Here is a 14,393-nt window from a genome sequence, read left to right as displayed (position 1 = left end):
AAGGACGCCCACCAAAACTCTCCAGCGTGATTACCACAGTCATCCGATGAAGTCCTAAGAGCCCGCACGGCTCACCCCCTGCGGGCTTTTTTGCTCCCTCAATTTATCCCGCGCCTGCCTTATCCTAACGCCCCCAACGCCCCCACCGCCGCCGCGTAAGCCGCGATCCCCAGCGCCACATCGTCAACGGTAACCGACTCCGCGGGATGGTGGCTGATCCCCCCTTTACAGCGCACAAACAGCATGCCGACCGGCCAGCGCTCGGCGATGGCGATGGCGTCATGCCCGGCGCCGCTCGGCAGGGTGAGCGAACGTCCCTGCACCGTCTGCACCGCGTCGCGTAATACCGCCTGTAACCCGCTGTCGCAGGGGGTAGCGGCGATGCGATAAAACTCATCGGCGCGAAACTCCATATGTCGACGGGCGGCAATCGCCTGCGCCTGCGCCAGCAGCGCGTTCAGCAGCGCATCGAGCGGTTCGTTATGCGGCCCGCGAATATCGAGCGACAGGGAGACTTCCCCGGGGATGACGTTAACCGCGCCGGGCGCGCAGCGCAGCGTGCCCACCGTCGCCACAAGATTTCCTCTGTGCTCGCGAGTCATCGTCTCAACCTGCATCATCCACTCGGCCGCGGTCGCCAGCGCATCTTTGCGATGGCTCATCGGCACCGTCCCCGCGTGTCCGGCCTCGCCGGTAAAGCAGCAGTTCAGGCGACGCGCGCCGTTGATCGCCTCGACGACCCCGAGCGCCAGCCCCGCCTGCTCCAGGCAGGGCCCCTGCTCGATATGCAGCTCCAGATAGGCGGCAATCTCCGCCTGGCGACGGGCGGCCAGGCTTATCTGTTTCGGATCCAGCCCGGCCTGCAACATCGCCTCGCTTACGCTAATGCCCTCCCCGTCGGTCTGCGTCAGCCAGCTGGCGGGCCAGGTGCCGGTCAGCCCCCGGCTGCCGAGCAGGGTGATGCCGAACCGTGTCCCCTCCTCATCGCAAAAGCCGACAATCTCGATAGCCTTCGCCAGCCGCCGCCCCTGCTGATGCAGGGCCTGTACTACTTCGATCGCCGTCAGCACACCCAGCATCCCGTCGTAACGCCCCGCATTACGCACCGTATCAAGGTGCGATCCCAGCAGAATGGCCGGTGCCCCTTCCAGCTCTCCTTCATAACGTCCGCAAATATTACCGACTGAGTCCTGCCAGACGGTCATGCCGGCCTGGCGCATCCACTGCGCCACCTGCTGGTTGGCCTGCAGATGCTGGGGAGATAAATAGACGCGGGTCAGCGCGCCCGGCGTTTCGCTTATCGCGGCCAGCTCGTCGGCGCGGGCCATTACCCGCGCGGCGGCCTGCTCTCTCTGCGCCTGCTGGCGTGCTGGTTGACTCATTGGGGGGTCCCGGCGCAATAGTGATCCCAGGCCGCCTGCATCGCCGCCCCCTGGGTGGTGGGGAATTTGAGGTAGTTGAGCACCGCCTCCAGCGCGCTGAGGGTAGTCATCACGCACTCTTTACGCGCGTTGTAACCCATGGTGCCGATGCGCCACACCTTGCCGTGCAGTGGCCCGAAAGAGGTGCCGATCTCGATACCAAAATCTTCCAGCATCAGCTTGCGCAGCTGGTCGCCATTAATCCCCCGGGGGATAACGACGCCCAGTACGTTGTTCATCTTGTGCTGCAGATCGCCAAAGGTCTCCAGCCCCATCGCCAGGATCCCTTTTAACAGCGCGTCCCCGTGCAGCTTATGGCGGGCGATAGCGTTATCCAGCCCCTCCTGAAGAATGAGGCGCGCGCACTCGCGGGCGGCAAAGAGCGCGGAGGTCGCTTCCGTATGGTGGTTAAGGCGCTCCGGCCCCCAGTAGTCCATTATCATCCCGAGGTCGAAGTAGTTGGAATAGACCATCTCGTCGACCCCATCATGGTGCGCATCGGTACGGATCCCCTCCTCGATACATTTACGGCGGCGGATCACCTCTTCCATACGCGCGCTGAGGGTAACGGGCGAGGTCCCGGACGGCCCGCCGAGGCATTTTTGCATTCCCGCCGAGACGGCATCCAGCTGCCAGGCGTCCGTCTCCAGCAGGTTGCCCCCCAGCGAGGCGGTGGCGTCGGTGTAAAAGAGTACGTCGTAGCGGCGGCAGATCGCCCCCAGCTCCGCCAGCGGTTGCAGCATGGTGGTGGAGGTATCCCCCTGCACCGTCAACAGCAGACGCGGACGCACCCGCTTAATAGCGTCCTCGATCCGATCCGGAGTAAAGACCTCTCCCCACGGCGCCTCGATGGTATGCACCTCCGCCCGGCAGCGGCGGGCGATTTCGCAGAGCAGATGGCCGAAGCGGCCAAACACCGGCACCAGCACTTTGTCACCCGGGCGAATCGCTGAGATCAGGATCGCCTCTATGCCCGCCCGCGACGTGCCGTCCACCAGCATCGTCCAGCGGTTTTCAGTGCGAAACAGGCCGCGATAGAGCGCCATAACCTCGTTCATGTAGTGCGTCATCGCCGGATCGTACTGCCCGACAAGCTGGCTCGACATGGCGCGCAGCACGCGCGGATCGGCGTTGATCGGCCCCGGCCCCATCAGCAGGCGCTGCGGCGGATTGATTTGCGAAAACTGGGTGATATCCATCGAAAAATCCTTGAGTTAGTTAAGACCGCGCACGGAGGAGATAAACTGCTTCAGCTCGGTGGTCTGCGGGTTAGCAAACAGCGTTTTGCTGTCGCCCTGCTCCCAGACGCGCCCCTGATGCATAAACACCACGCGGTCGCCCACTTCGCGGGCAAAATTCATTTCATGGGTGACAAGAATCAGCGTCATCCCCTCTGCCGCCAGCTGCTCCAGCACCCGGAGCACCTCCCCCACCAGCTCGGGGTCGAGCGCGGAGGTGATCTCGTCACAAAGTAAAACTTTGGGCGACATTGCCAGCGCGCGGGCAATCGCCACGCGCTGCTGCTGGCCGCCGGAGAGATTCGCCGGATAGTAATCGAGCCTGTCCCCCAGCCCGACCTTCTCCAGCATCCGCCGGGCCAGCTCCTGGCATTCGGCGGCGCTTTTTTTCAGCACCCGGCGCGGCGCCAGCATGACGTTTTCCAGCGCCGTCATATGCGGGAAGAGGTTAAAGTTCTGAAACACCATCCCCACCGAACGGCTGATCTCCCGCGCCTGGGAGTCGCGGTCGGTGATGGTCATCCCGCCGAGCTTAATGCTGCCGTCCTGATAGCCTTCGAGGCCGTTGATACAGCGCAGCAGGGTACTTTTGCCCGACCCGCTGCGCCCGATAATCGAGATAACCTCGCCCATATCGATATCCAGATCGACCCCCTTGAGCACGTGGTTATCGCCGTAATATTTCTGCATCTGATTAATGGTGATGAGAGGCATTGAATTTGTTCTCCAGATGGCGGCTGTAGCGGGACAGCGGGTAACACAGAAGGAAGTAGCCCAGCGCCACCAGCGCAAAAACCTTAAAGGGCTGGTAAGTGACGTTGGTCAGCATCGTCCCCGCCTTCGTCAGCTCGATAAAGCCGATAATCGACGCCAGCGCCGTCCCCTTAATCACCTGAACGGCGAATCCCACCGTGGGGGCGATAGCGATACGCAGCGCCTGCGGGGCGACCACGCGATAAAGCGTCTGGCCAAAGCTCAGTCCGAGACAGCGCGAAGCTTCCCACTGCCCTTTCGGCAGGGCGCGGATGCTGCCATGCCAGATATCGAGCAAAAAGGCGCTGGTATAGAGGGTCAGCGCCAGCGACGCCGCGGTCCAGGCCGAAACGTCGATGCCGAACAGCGCCATGCCGAAAAAAGCGAGAAAAAGCTGCATCAGCAGCGGCGTTCCCTGAAAGAGTTCGATATAGCCGCGGATCAGGCGCTGCACCGCCCGCCCGCCGGTCAGGCGCAGCAGAAGCAGCGCCAGGGTGACCAGCGCGCCGCCCGCAAACGCCACCAGAGAGAGCAGCACCGTCCAGCGTCCGGCCAGCAGCAGATTGCGGACGATATCCCAGTCGGTAAAGGTGGTCATCATGCCTGTACCCCCAGCCATTTACGCCCCGCCGCCATCAGCAGCTGGCGCATCGTTATCGACAGCGCCAGATAGATGGCCGTCGTCACCAGATAGACTTCAAAACTCAGAAAAGTACGCGACTGAATCAGGTTGGCGGCGAAGGTCAGCTCCTCATATGAGACCTGCGACACCACCGATGAACCCAGCATCACGATAATGCACTGGCTCACCAGCGCGGGATAAATGCGCTGCAACGCGGGCGGCAGGATGACCCGGATAAAGGTCTGCGTCCGGCTCAGCCCCAGCACCCGCCCCGCCTCCCACTGCCCTTTCGGCGTCACCTGGATCCCGGCGCGCACAATCTCGGTGCTGTAGGCTCCGAGGTTCACCACCATCGCCAGCAGCGCCGCCTCGCCGGCGGTCATTTTTAGCCCAAGATTGGGTAAGCCAAAGACGATAAAAAAGAGCTGAACCACAAACGGCGTGTTGCGGATCAGCTCCACATAGCCGCCCCAGATCCGGCTGAACCAGGTAGTGCGCCCGCTGCGAATGGCCGCGCCGGTAATACCGATCGCCAGCCCGCCCGCGGTCGCCAGCACCGTCAGCTGAATGGTCACCCACAGCCCTGCCAGCAGCTCCGGCCAGAGCGGCCAGAGCGCGGAAAAATCAAGTTGCTCCGTCATGCCCCGGCCTTATACGCCAAGGCTGGCAGGCAGCGGCGCTTTCAGCCACTTCTCTGAGAGCGCGTTGAGGGTGCCATCTTTTATCCCCTGCTCAATCAGCGCATCCACTTTCGCCTTCAGCGCCGGTTCGTTCTTTTTCAGGCCGATAAAGCAGGGAGAGTCTTTCAGCATAAAGCTCGGCACCGGAGCTTTGTCCGCGTTCTGGCGGGAGATGGCCGCCACCACCAGGTTGCCGGTCGCCACATACTCCACCTGCCCGGAGAGATAAGCCGACAGCGTGGTGTTGTTATCTTCATAGCGCTTAATCTGCGCCTCTTTCGGCGCCACGCTGCTCAGCACCATATCCTCCACAGCGCCGCGGGTGACACCCACGCTTTTACCGCTCAGCGCCGCCGGATCTTTCAGCTCTGCCCCTTTGGGGCCGAACACGCCGAGGAAGAACGGCGCGTAGGCGCGGCTAAAATCGATCACTTTTTCACGCTCGGCGTTTTTACCGAGGCTGGAAATCACCAGATCAACCTTATCGGTTTGCAGATAGGGCACGCGGTTGGCGCTGGTGACCGGCACCAGCTGCAGCCTGAGCTTCATCGCTTTGGCAAGGTAGCGCGCCGTATCGATGTCATAGCCCTGCGGCTGAAGATCGGTCCCCACCGAGCCAAACGGCGGGAAATCCTGCGGCACCGCGATGCGGATAACGCCGCGTTTTTCGATATCCTGCAGCTGGTCAGCCTTCGCCGCCGACAGGTTAGTTAACAGACATGCGGCCCCGGCCAGTGCGATAAGCAATTTCTTCATGGTAGTCACCCGTTACGTTAGCGTGAAACAAAAGATTCTTATGATTAACTTTTGCAACTAATGTGCCAAAACAGGCGAAACGCCATCTTCCCGCTAAAGAGGCGTCAATTAAGGAGAGAAAGAAAAAAGAAGAGGAAACCTGCCGGTTTCCCCTGCGGTTAGTCGCACCAAAAGAAGGCAAAGCACCATGACGGCGCCCCATTAGCGCTGTTCGAGTTCGTCCAGCTGCTGGTAAAGCGTGGCGATATCGTGGATGCGCGGGCGGCCCTTATCGAGAATTTCATGCAGAAAGGCGTTCGCCAGCAGGTTGATCAGGCTGTTAACCGCGGCATAGCTGTCATAGGCGGAGACGCTGTCCAGCGGCGCGCAGAGCTGCCAGCGCGCCAGTGGAAAGAGGCTGTGGGCCTGCGGCTCGCACATTAGCACTACCGGAACCTCGCGCTCCTGAAGCTGCTGCAGCAGGGGGCGAATAATTCGCGGGCGGCGGCGAAAGGCCATCACCACCACCAGATCCTCTGCGGTCAGGTCCACCAGCTCTTCGCTTAAGCTTTGCCCCGGCTGAGGCAGCACCTGCACCTGCCCGCGCGCCTGCATCAGCTGCTGGCGCAGGTGCAGCGCCGCAGGCCAGGAGTTACGCATCCCGACGATAAACACGCGCCGGGCGGCAGCCAGCGCCTGGATCACTTGCGCAAACTGCTGCACGTCCAGGGCGTTAACCCACAGGGTGAGGTTTGCCATCTCCTGCTTATAGTGGCGTGCCAGCAGGGTGTTGCCCTGCACCGCGTCGCGGTGGTCGGTCAGCGGCATACCGCTCTGGCGCAGGGTGCGCAGCTCATCGCGCATATCTTTATATTTCTCATAGCCCAGCCGCTTAAAGAGACGGCTGACCGTCGCTTTCGATACGCCGCTCAGCTGCGCCAGCTCGGCGCTGTTGTAACTAATCAGGTCGTCAAAATGATCGAAAATAAAATCCGCCACCCGCTGCTCCTGGGGCGATAAAGACGCGTACTGCGCTTTCAGTCGTTCATCAAGCTGTTGCATAAGGCCTCTGTAACTTTCGTTTCACCGCACTATACCGTTAACCGCTTTCAGGATGCATGCCAGTTCCGCAAAAAGGGTTAATTCCTCCCCTGCTGAAACAACCGGTTCAGATATGGAACAGCTTTTGCAACTCTCCGGGAACAATCGGTTATTAAGGAGAGATCATGCAAAGTCATGTTGCCGCCCACGGGATGGCGGTCGCCCCCCACCATCTCGCCAGCCAGAGCGCGCTGGCGATATTGCGCGAAGGCGGAAGCGCCATAGAGGCGATGGTGGCCGCCGCCGCCACGATCGCGGTGGTCTACCCCCATATGAACGGCCTCGGCGGCGACGGTTTCTGGCTTATCGTCCCGCCGGACGGCGAGCCCATCGCCATTGACGCCAGCGGTGCGGCGGGCGAGCAGGCAACCCCGCAGGCCTACGCCGGGCTGGCGCGTATTCCCCACCGCGGCCCGCAGGCGGCGCTGACCGTGGCGGGCACCGTCAGCGGCTGGGAGGAGGCGCTTAAGGTGTCGCGGGATCTCACCGCCCGGGAACTGCCGCTGGCGCGCCTGCTGGAGGATGCCATCGGCTACGCCGCAGAGGGTATCCCGGTCACCGCTTCGCAGGCCAGCGCCACCGCCGGTAAATTGCACGAGCTGCGCCACCAGCCCGGTTTCGCCGAAACGTACCTGGTGGAGGGGGAGCCGCCGAAAGCCGGCAGCCGCTTCCGGCAGCCCGCGCTGGCGAGCACCCTGCGCCGCTTAACGGAGGAAGGGCTGGAGAGCTTCTACCGCGGGCCGCTGGCGGAGCATCTGGCCCGCGGCATGGCGCAGTATGGTATGCCGGTCACCCTGCGCGATCTGCAGCAGCATCGCGCCCGCCGCCCGCAGCCGCTCAGGCTGGAGCATCAGCACGGTACCCTGTGGAATCTCGCGCCGCCCACCCAGGGGCTGGTCTCCCTGGCCATTCTGGGGATAACCGACCGGCTGGCGATGGCGGATGCTGACGATGCGACGACCGTCCACCGGATTGTGGAGGCGACCAAGCTGGCCTTTGCCCTGCGCGACGCCCATATCACCGATCCGCGCCATCTTGATGTCGATATCCAGAGCCTGCTGACGCCTGCGGCGCTGCAGGCGCTGGCGGATAAAGTTGACGATCGGCAGGCCGCCCCGTGGGGCGCGGGCAAGGGGCCGGGCGACACCGTCTGGATGGGGGTTATCGATAAAAGCGGCCTGGCGGTCTCCTTTATCCAGAGCCTTTATCACGAGTTTGGCAGCGGCGTGGTGCTGCCGGATACCGGGATTGTCTGGCAGAACCGCGGGGCGTCATTCAGCCTCGACCCGGCGCACCTGCTGGCGCTCGCCCCCGGCAAGCAGCCGTTTCACACCCTCAACCCCGCCGCCGCCCGGCTGAGCGATGGCCGGGTGATGGTTTACGGCTCCATGGGCGGCGACGGTCAGCCGCAGACCCAGGCGGCGATTTTTACCCGCTACGTCCTGCAAAACGTGCCGCTGCAGGAGAGCATCACCCGCCCGCGCTGGCTGCTGGGGCGAACCTGGGGCGAGAGTTCCGATTCGCTCAAGCTGGAAGGGCGTTTTTGCGCCGAAAGCATTCAGTCCCTGCGCAAAAAGGGGCATGAAGTGGAGGTGCTGGCCGATTTCAGCGAAGCGATGGGTCACGCCGGGGTGATTGTCCGCCATCCCAACGGCCTGTGTGAGGGGGCCAGCGATCCGCGCAGCAACGGCTCCGCCGCCGGATATTAGGAGCAAATGATGACGACATCACTACACGAATGGGACGCTTATCTCGCCCAGATGGAGCAGCTGCTGGGCGTGAAACTGGACGATGAACGCCGCGCCGAGCTTCATGCGCAGTTTAGCCGCATAGCCGCCATGGCCGCGCCGCTGCTGGCCTTTCCCCTCGACGAACGCATCGATATTGCCGGAGTCTATAAAGCATGAAGCTGCCTGAAATGACCATCCATGAGATACAGCACGCGCTAAACCGCGGTGAGCTGAGCGCCACAGAAATTGCCCGCCAGACGTTAGCGGACATTGCCCGCGTAAACCCGCAGATCAACGCCTGGACCCACATCAGCGAAGAGCGGATGCTTACTGAGGCGCAGGCTATCGACACCCTGCGGCAGAAAAAAGCGCCCCTCCCCGCGCTGGCAGGCGTGCCTTACGCGGTGAAAAACCTGTTCGACGTGGCAGGCCACACCACCCTTGCCGGGGCGCAGCTTTTCAGTGACCGGCCTGCGGCCACCGCCGACAGCCAGGCTGTGCGCCAGCTGCAGGGGGCGGGGGCGCTGCTTTCCGGCATGCTGAATATGGATGCCTACGCCTACGGTTTTACCACCGAAAACAGCCACTACGGCGCGACGCGCAACCCGCACGATCTTTCCCGTATTGCCGGCGGTTCGTCCGGCGGGTCGGCGGCGGCGGTGGCCGCCGGGCTGGTCCATTTCTCGCTGGGCAGCGATACCAACGGCTCCATTCGCGTCCCGGCATCGCTGTGCGGGATCTTTGGCCTGAAGCCAACCTTTGGCCGGTTATCGCGATCCGGCAGCCACCCGTTTGTGGCGAGCCTTGACCATATCGGCCCGTTTGCCCGCTGCGTCAGCGATCTTTCAGCGGTATACGATGCGCTGCAGGGACGCGATCCGACCGACGGCTTCCAGGCCGACAAAACCTGCGAGCCCACCTCCGGCCTGCTCTGGCGCGGAATGGAGGGGTTGCGCTGCGCCACGCTGGGGGGATATTTTTCCAGCTGGTGCGATGAGGATGCGCGGGCGGCGGTAGCCCGCGTCGCCCGGGCGCTTGACGTCCAGGAGGAGCTGATTTTCCCGGAGGCGGAGCTGGCCCGGTCGGCGGCGTTTATTATCAGCGCCAGCGAAGGGGGCAATCAGTATCTCCCCGCGCTGCGTAGCCAGCCGGAACGTTTCGAGCCCCACTCCCGGGAACGCCTGCTGGCCGGCGCGATGATCCCCTCCCCCTGGTACATTCAGGCCCAGCGCTTTCGCCGTTATGCGCAGCAGGCGTTTAAAGCCCTGTTCGCCCGCGCCGACGTGCTGATCGCCCCCGCCACGCCGTGTAGCGCCACGCTTATCGGCGCGCAGACGATGGAGATCAACGGCCAGCCGCTGCCGATCCGCGCCAGCATGGGAATGCTGACGCAGCCCATCTCCTTCCTCGGCCTGCCGGTGGTGACGGTGCCGCTGCGCACCGCGGACGGCATGCCCATCGGGCTGCAGCTGATCGCCGCCCCGTTTAACGAGCAAGCCTGCCTGCGCGTGGCGCAGATGCTGGAGCAGACGGGCATTACCGACGCCCGCCCGGCGGAGATAGCCGCATGATTAATCAGGAGCAGATAAACCAGCCACACGTTCTCGCCGAGGTGGCGGCGGCGTTTTACCGCTATGAGGCGGCGCTGGTGAGTAATGATATCGCGGTGCTGGATGCGTTATTCTGGCACGATCCGCGCACGGTGCGGCTGGGCGCCGGGGAGAATCTCTACGGCATCGAGGAAATTCGCGCCTTTCGCGCCGCCCGCCCCGCCGCCGGGCTACAGCGCGAGCTACAGCGCACCACCATCACCACCTTCGGAGAGGATTACGCGGTGTGCAGCACCGAATTTACCCGGGAGGGGAGCGAGCGGACTGGCCGCCAGCAGCAGACCTGGGTGCGTTTCCCCGTCGGCTGGCGCATCGTTGCCGCCCAGGTCAGCCTGATGAGCTAAAAAGCGCCTCCCCGCCCGGGGAGGAACGCTGTTATTTCTGCTGCCAGGGATGGACCGCGCGCCAGTGGTCCGCTATCTGCTGGCGGGTGCAGACCCACACCCTGTCGTGCTGCTCCAGATAATCGAGGAAGCGCTGCAGGGCGCGAAAACGCCCCGGACGCCCCAGCAGACGGCAGTGCATGCCGACGGACATCATCTTCGGCGCATCCTCGCCCTCCTGATAGAGCACATCAAAACTGTCCTTCAGGTAGGTATAAAACTGCTCGGCGGTATTGAAGCCCTGCGCGGTGGCAAAGCGCATATCGTTGGCATCGAGGGTATAAGGCACAATCAGGTGCGGCTTGCGGGTGCCGTCGCTGCAGGTCACCTCGCTCCAGAAAGGGAGGTCGTCGCCATAGTAGTCGCTGTCGTAATCAAAGCCGCCATGCTCCGCCACCAGTTGGCGGGTGTTCGGGCTGTCACGTCCGGTGTACCAGCCGGTGGGCGGCCTGCCGAAAAGGTCGGTTAATACCTGCACCGCTTTATAAAGATGCTCCCGCTCCTGCTCGACGGACATACCCTGATAGTGGATCCAGCGCCAGCCGTGGCTCACCACGTCATAGTTGGCCGCCTTGATCGCCTCCACCACATCGGGATGGCGCGCCAGCGCCATCGCCACGCCGAACACCGTCAGCGGGAGTCCGCGTCGGCTGAACTCCCGGTGGATGCGCCAGAAACCGGCGCGGCTGCCGTACTCATATAAAGAGTCCATCGACATATGGCGGTCGGGGTAGCTGGCGGCGCCGATAATATCGGACAAAAACTGCTCGGAGCCCGCATCCCCGTGCAGGATATGATTTTCCGCCCCCTCCTCGTAGTTAAGGACAAACTGCACGGCAATCCGCGCGTTACCCGGCCAGCGCGCGTGCGGCGGCTCTCCCCCGTAGCCGCGCAGGTCACGCGGATAATCCTCTGCCAGAAACGCCATCTGCCACCTCCTGTTTAGAATGAATTTAATGTCTGATATTTGCCGCTTAACGCCTTCGCTTCCGGAAAAGCCAAATCGCCCTGCTTGCTGGTCGACAGGCCAAGGGCCACCAGCGATTCAACCATTTTGACCGCCGCGCTGATGCCATCGATCACCGGCACGCCCAGCTCGCGGGTCAGCGCCTGCGCGAGCGTCGCCATCCCGCCGCAGCCGAGGACGATCGCCCCGCAGCCATCCTCCCGGAGCGCCCGGATACAGCGCGCCCGTACCTTCTCCTGCGCCAGGCCGCTGCCGTCCTCCAGCGCCAGCACCGGCAGATCAATGGCGTGCAGCGCCGCGCAGTGGTCGTGAAAACCGTACTGGCGCAGCAGGTGGCGGGCGATAATCAACGTTCGCGGCAGGGTGGTCACCACAGAAAACCGGGTCGCCACCAGCGTCGCCATATGCATCGCCGCTTCCGCGATCCCCACCACCGGCCCCTGCGCCAGCTCGCGCGCCGCCAGCAGGCCGGGATCGCCAAAGCAGGCGATCACGTGCCCATCCACTCCCTGCTGGCGACCGGCCCGGATCTGCTCCAGCACGCCGACGGCGGCGATGGCTTCATCAAAGTGGCCCTCAATGGAAGGCACCCCCTCGCCGGGGCAGACCGCCAGGATCTCGGTTCCCGGCGCGGCCACCGCCCTGGCGGCGGCGCCGATGGTTTCCGTCATCCCGAGGCTGGTGTTGGGATTAATCACCTGTATACGAACAGCGCGCATTACGGCTCCTTATAACCGGCAAACAGCCGGGCAAAATCAGGCAAGGTGACGCCAGAACGCTCGAAGCGGAGGCTGGCGACAATGTCGTTAAAATGGTGCGTTAAGGCGTCGCTCAAAGGCTGCAGCGCCCTCTCCCGCAGCAGCGGAAGCAGGCTTTCGTGATCGTCGCAGCGGCAGCCCTGACGCCACGGCGATCCCCACGCCGCAATTACTAAAGAAGAGCGCTGGCTCAGGCGGGTCACCATATCGGTGAGCACCTGGTTACCGGCAATCGCCTGCAGCTGGATATGAAACTCAGCGGAGTAGCGAATCGCCGCCGCGCCGTCATAACGTTCGTGTGCCTGCTGCTCCAGACGAATGATCGTCTCCAGCGCCGCCAGATGCGGCGGCTGGCAGCGGGCCAGCACGTCCGGCAGATTGGCCACCTCCAGCAGCGTGCGGGTACGAAAGATCTCCCGCGCCTCCTCCACCGTCGGGCTGGCGACCTGTGCACCACGTTTGGGCGTCAGGGTGACCATTTGCACAGTTGCGAGTCGTTGCAGCACCTTTCTGATCCCGGTGCGGCTCACGCCAAACACCTCCGCCAGCGCCTCTTCCGGCAGTTTGCTGCCCGGCGGCAGCTGATGCTCAACGATGGCGGTCATCAGCGCCTGACAGATAGCGTCATCTTTTTCATGCAGCCCTGATGCGGCCTGCAGACGATGTGGATTGCTCATTAACCACTCCGGTTTTGTCGTATGGGCAGCGAACCGTATACATAACATTCAAATTCTGCATACAAAACGAACCGCCCTGGCCTGGATCCTGCAACAGCCTCAGGCATCCCCTTCAACGGGTTTTCATTTACAGGAGCAGGTTTCATGCCAAACAGACAAACAACACATCAGGTAAAGGCCGCTGATCCCCACGCTGGATACAGCCCACGGCTTTGTAATGAGGATCTGGCGCCGACGCGGGATCAGAACTGGAGCTGGTACAACATCTTTTCTTTCTGGATGTCGGATGTACACAGCATGGGGGGCTACGTGGTGGCCGCGAGCTTCTTTACGCTCGGGCTGGCGAGCTGGCAGGTGCTGCTCTGTCTGCTGGTGGGGATCTGTATCGTCCAGCTCTGCGCCAATCTGGTGGCGAAGCCGAGCCAGATGGCGGGCGTGCCGTACGCGGTCATCTGCCGCCAGGCGTTTGGCGTGTTCGGGGCCAATATTCCGGCGGTGATCCGCGGGCTTATCGCCTTCGCGTGGTACGGCATCCAGACCTATCTGGCCGCTAACGCGCTGATGCTGGTGCTGCTGAAGTTCTGGCCGTCGCTGGCGCCGCTTACTGAAAGCCACTTCCTCGGCCTCTCGCTGCTCGGCTGGCTCTGCTTCTCCGCCATGTGGCTGCTGCAGGCGATGGTCTTCTGGCACGGGATGAACGCCATCAAGCGCTTTATCGATATCGCCGGACCGGCGGTCTACGTGGTGATGCTGGCGCTGGCGGGCTGGATTGTATACAAAACCGGTGTCGACGGGATCTCCTTTACCCTCGCCAGCAAATCCCTGAGCACCGGGGATCAGACCTGGCAGATGATCACCGCCACCGCGCTGGTGGTCTCCTACTTCTCCGGCCCCCTGCTCAACTTTGGCGATTTCTCGCGCTACGGGAAAAGCATGGGGGAGATCCGCCGCGGCAACCGCTGGGGCCTGCCGTTCAACTTTCTGCTCTTTTCCGTGGTCACCGTGGTAATTGTCTCCGGCACCCAGTCGCTCTTTGGCCGCATGATCACCGACCCCATCGAGACCGTCAGCCGCGTGGGTAACGACCTGGCGGTCGCCATTGGCCTGTTGACCATGATTATCGCCACCATCGGCATCAACATCGTGGCGAACTTTGTCTCCCCGGCGTTCGATTTCTCTAACTGCTCGCCGCAGAAAATCAGCTTCCGCACCGGGGGGATGATTGCCGCCGTGGGCTCCATTCTGCTGACGCCGTGGAACCTCTTTAACTCACCGGAGCTGATCCACTACACCCTCGACGTGCTGGGCGCCTTTATCGGCCCCCTGTTCGGCATCCTGCTGGTGGACTTCTACCTGATTAAGCGCGGCCAGGTTTCGGTTAACGATCTCTTCAACGATACGCCAGCGGGGAAATACTGGTACCGCAACGGCTTTAACCCAAAGGCGATCGCCGCGCTGATCCCCTCCGTCGCCGTTGGGCTGGTCATCAGTTTCATTCCGGCGCTGCATGAGGTGGCGAACTTCAGCTGGTTCATCGGCGTTTTCCTGAGCGGCGTCGCCTACCGCTGGATTGCCCGCGACGAGCGCGCGGTGACCGCCGCCGGGTTTAGCCCCCTCCCCCAGAAAGAGTAAGGCTGCCTGCGCCGCGGCCTCGCGTCGCGGCGCTTCTCCCCGGGACTGGCATCAATCTTGCTCAGTCTCTTTTTTCGCTAACGCCC

General features: G+C 62.9%; 14 protein-coding genes and 1 pseudogene. 5 read left to right on the top strand and 10 right to left on the bottom strand.

Annotation, left to right across the window (positions count from 1 at the left end; all coding sequences use genetic code 11):
* Positions 1-119: 119 nt before the first annotated feature.
* The 7 genes from hpxK to hpxU all read right to left on the bottom strand — a co-directional run bounded on the left by hpxK (position 120) and on the right by hpxU (position 6,511).
* A complete protein-coding gene (hpxK, locus tag BN3796_RS06240; RefSeq protein WP_061707501.1) occupies positions 120-1,382 on the bottom strand; it encodes an allantoate amidohydrolase in 1,263 nt (420 codons plus the stop codon).
* A complete protein-coding gene (locus BN3796_RS06235) occupies positions 1,379-2,620 on the bottom strand; it encodes a pyridoxal-phosphate-dependent aminotransferase family protein (protein WP_061707500.1) in 1,242 nt (413 codons plus the stop codon). Before BN3796_RS06235 ends, hpxK begins: the two co-directional genes overlap by 4 nt.
* Positions 2,621-2,635: 15 nt before the next feature.
* A complete protein-coding gene (locus BN3796_RS06230; protein WP_061707499.1) occupies positions 2,636-3,373 on the bottom strand; it encodes an amino acid ABC transporter ATP-binding protein in 738 nt (245 codons plus the stop codon).
* The gene (locus BN3796_RS06225) at positions 3,354-4,010 is read right to left on the bottom strand and encodes an amino acid ABC transporter permease (RefSeq protein ID WP_061707564.1); all 657 of its coding nucleotides are present in this window, start codon (positions 4,008-4,010) and stop codon (positions 3,354-3,356) included. Before BN3796_RS06225 ends, BN3796_RS06230 begins: the two co-directional genes overlap by 20 nt.
* A complete protein-coding gene (locus BN3796_RS06220) occupies positions 4,010-4,675 on the bottom strand; it encodes an amino acid ABC transporter permease (RefSeq protein ID WP_061707498.1) in 666 nt (221 codons plus the stop codon). The genes BN3796_RS06225 and BN3796_RS06220 overlap by 1 nt, the downstream gene beginning before the upstream one ends.
* A gap of 9 nt (positions 4,676-4,684) precedes the next feature.
* On the bottom strand, positions 4,685-5,470 hold the full coding sequence (locus tag BN3796_RS06215) for a transporter substrate-binding domain-containing protein (protein WP_061707497.1): 786 nt from the start codon (positions 5,468-5,470) through the stop codon (positions 4,685-4,687).
* A 201-nt stretch (positions 5,471-5,671) separates the two neighbouring features.
* Entirely contained in the window at positions 5,672-6,511 is an 840-nt protein-coding gene (gene hpxU / locus BN3796_RS06210) for a MurR/RpiR family transcriptional regulator HpxU (protein WP_061707496.1), read from the bottom strand.
* Between the two features lie 164 nt (positions 6,512-6,675).
* On the opposite strand from hpxU, the gene hpxW reads away from it, so the two are divergent.
* The 4 genes from hpxW to hpxZ are packed head-to-tail and all read left to right on the top strand — an operon-like array spanning position 6,676 to position 10,234.
* On the top strand, positions 6,676-8,259 hold the full coding sequence (gene hpxW, locus BN3796_RS06205; RefSeq protein ID WP_061707495.1) for an oxamate amidohydrolase: 1,584 nt from the start codon (positions 6,676-6,678) through the stop codon (positions 8,257-8,259).
* Between the two features lie 9 nt (positions 8,260-8,268).
* On the top strand, positions 8,269-8,457 hold the full coding sequence (gene hpxX / locus BN3796_RS06200; protein ID WP_061707563.1) for an oxalurate catabolism protein HpxX: 189 nt from the start codon (positions 8,269-8,271) through the stop codon (positions 8,455-8,457).
* Positions 8,454-9,851, top strand: coding sequence for an AtzE family amidohydrolase (locus BN3796_RS06195; RefSeq protein ID WP_061707494.1), 1,398 nt, complete (start codon positions 8,454-8,456; stop codon positions 9,849-9,851). Before hpxX ends, BN3796_RS06195 begins: the two co-directional genes overlap by 4 nt.
* Entirely contained in the window at positions 9,848-10,234 is a 387-nt protein-coding gene (hpxZ, locus tag BN3796_RS06190) for an oxalurate catabolism protein HpxZ (protein ID WP_061707493.1), read from the top strand. Before BN3796_RS06195 ends, hpxZ begins: the two co-directional genes overlap by 4 nt.
* A gap of 31 nt (positions 10,235-10,265) precedes the next feature.
* Here hpxZ and puuE read toward each other — a convergent pair whose 3' ends face one another.
* The 3 genes and pseudogenes from puuE to BN3796_RS06175 all read right to left on the bottom strand — a co-directional run bounded on the left by puuE (position 10,266) and on the right by BN3796_RS06175 (position 12,675).
* The gene (gene puuE / locus BN3796_RS06185) at positions 10,266-11,168 is read right to left on the bottom strand and encodes an allantoinase PuuE (protein ID WP_238379220.1); all 903 of its coding nucleotides are present in this window, start codon (positions 11,166-11,168) and stop codon (positions 10,266-10,268) included.
* Positions 11,122-11,959, bottom strand: a pseudogene (gene hpxA, locus BN3796_RS06180) (allantoin racemase). The gene puuE and the pseudogene hpxA overlap by 47 nt, the downstream one beginning before the upstream one ends.
* Positions 11,959-12,675: a GntR family transcriptional regulator gene (locus BN3796_RS06175; RefSeq protein ID WP_061707490.1), complete on the bottom strand. Its 717-nt coding sequence runs from the start codon at positions 12,673-12,675 to the stop codon at positions 11,959-11,961. Before BN3796_RS06175 ends, hpxA begins: the two are co-directional and overlap by 1 nt.
* A gap of 144 nt (positions 12,676-12,819) precedes the next feature.
* On the opposite strand from BN3796_RS06175, the gene BN3796_RS06170 reads away from it, so the two are divergent.
* Positions 12,820-14,307: an NCS1 family nucleobase:cation symporter-1 gene (locus BN3796_RS06170; protein WP_061707489.1), complete on the top strand. Its 1,488-nt coding sequence runs from the start codon at positions 12,820-12,822 to the stop codon at positions 14,305-14,307.
* Positions 14,308-14,393 lie beyond the last annotated feature (86 nt).

Origin of the sequence: Pseudenterobacter timonensis, from assembly GCF_900021175.1 — a bacterium.
GTDB lineage: Bacteria > Pseudomonadota > Gammaproteobacteria > Enterobacterales > Enterobacteriaceae > Enterobacter > Enterobacter timonensis.
The sequence above is the reverse complement of the archived record's forward strand: the minus strand, read 5'-3'. Positions and strand labels throughout refer to the sequence as shown.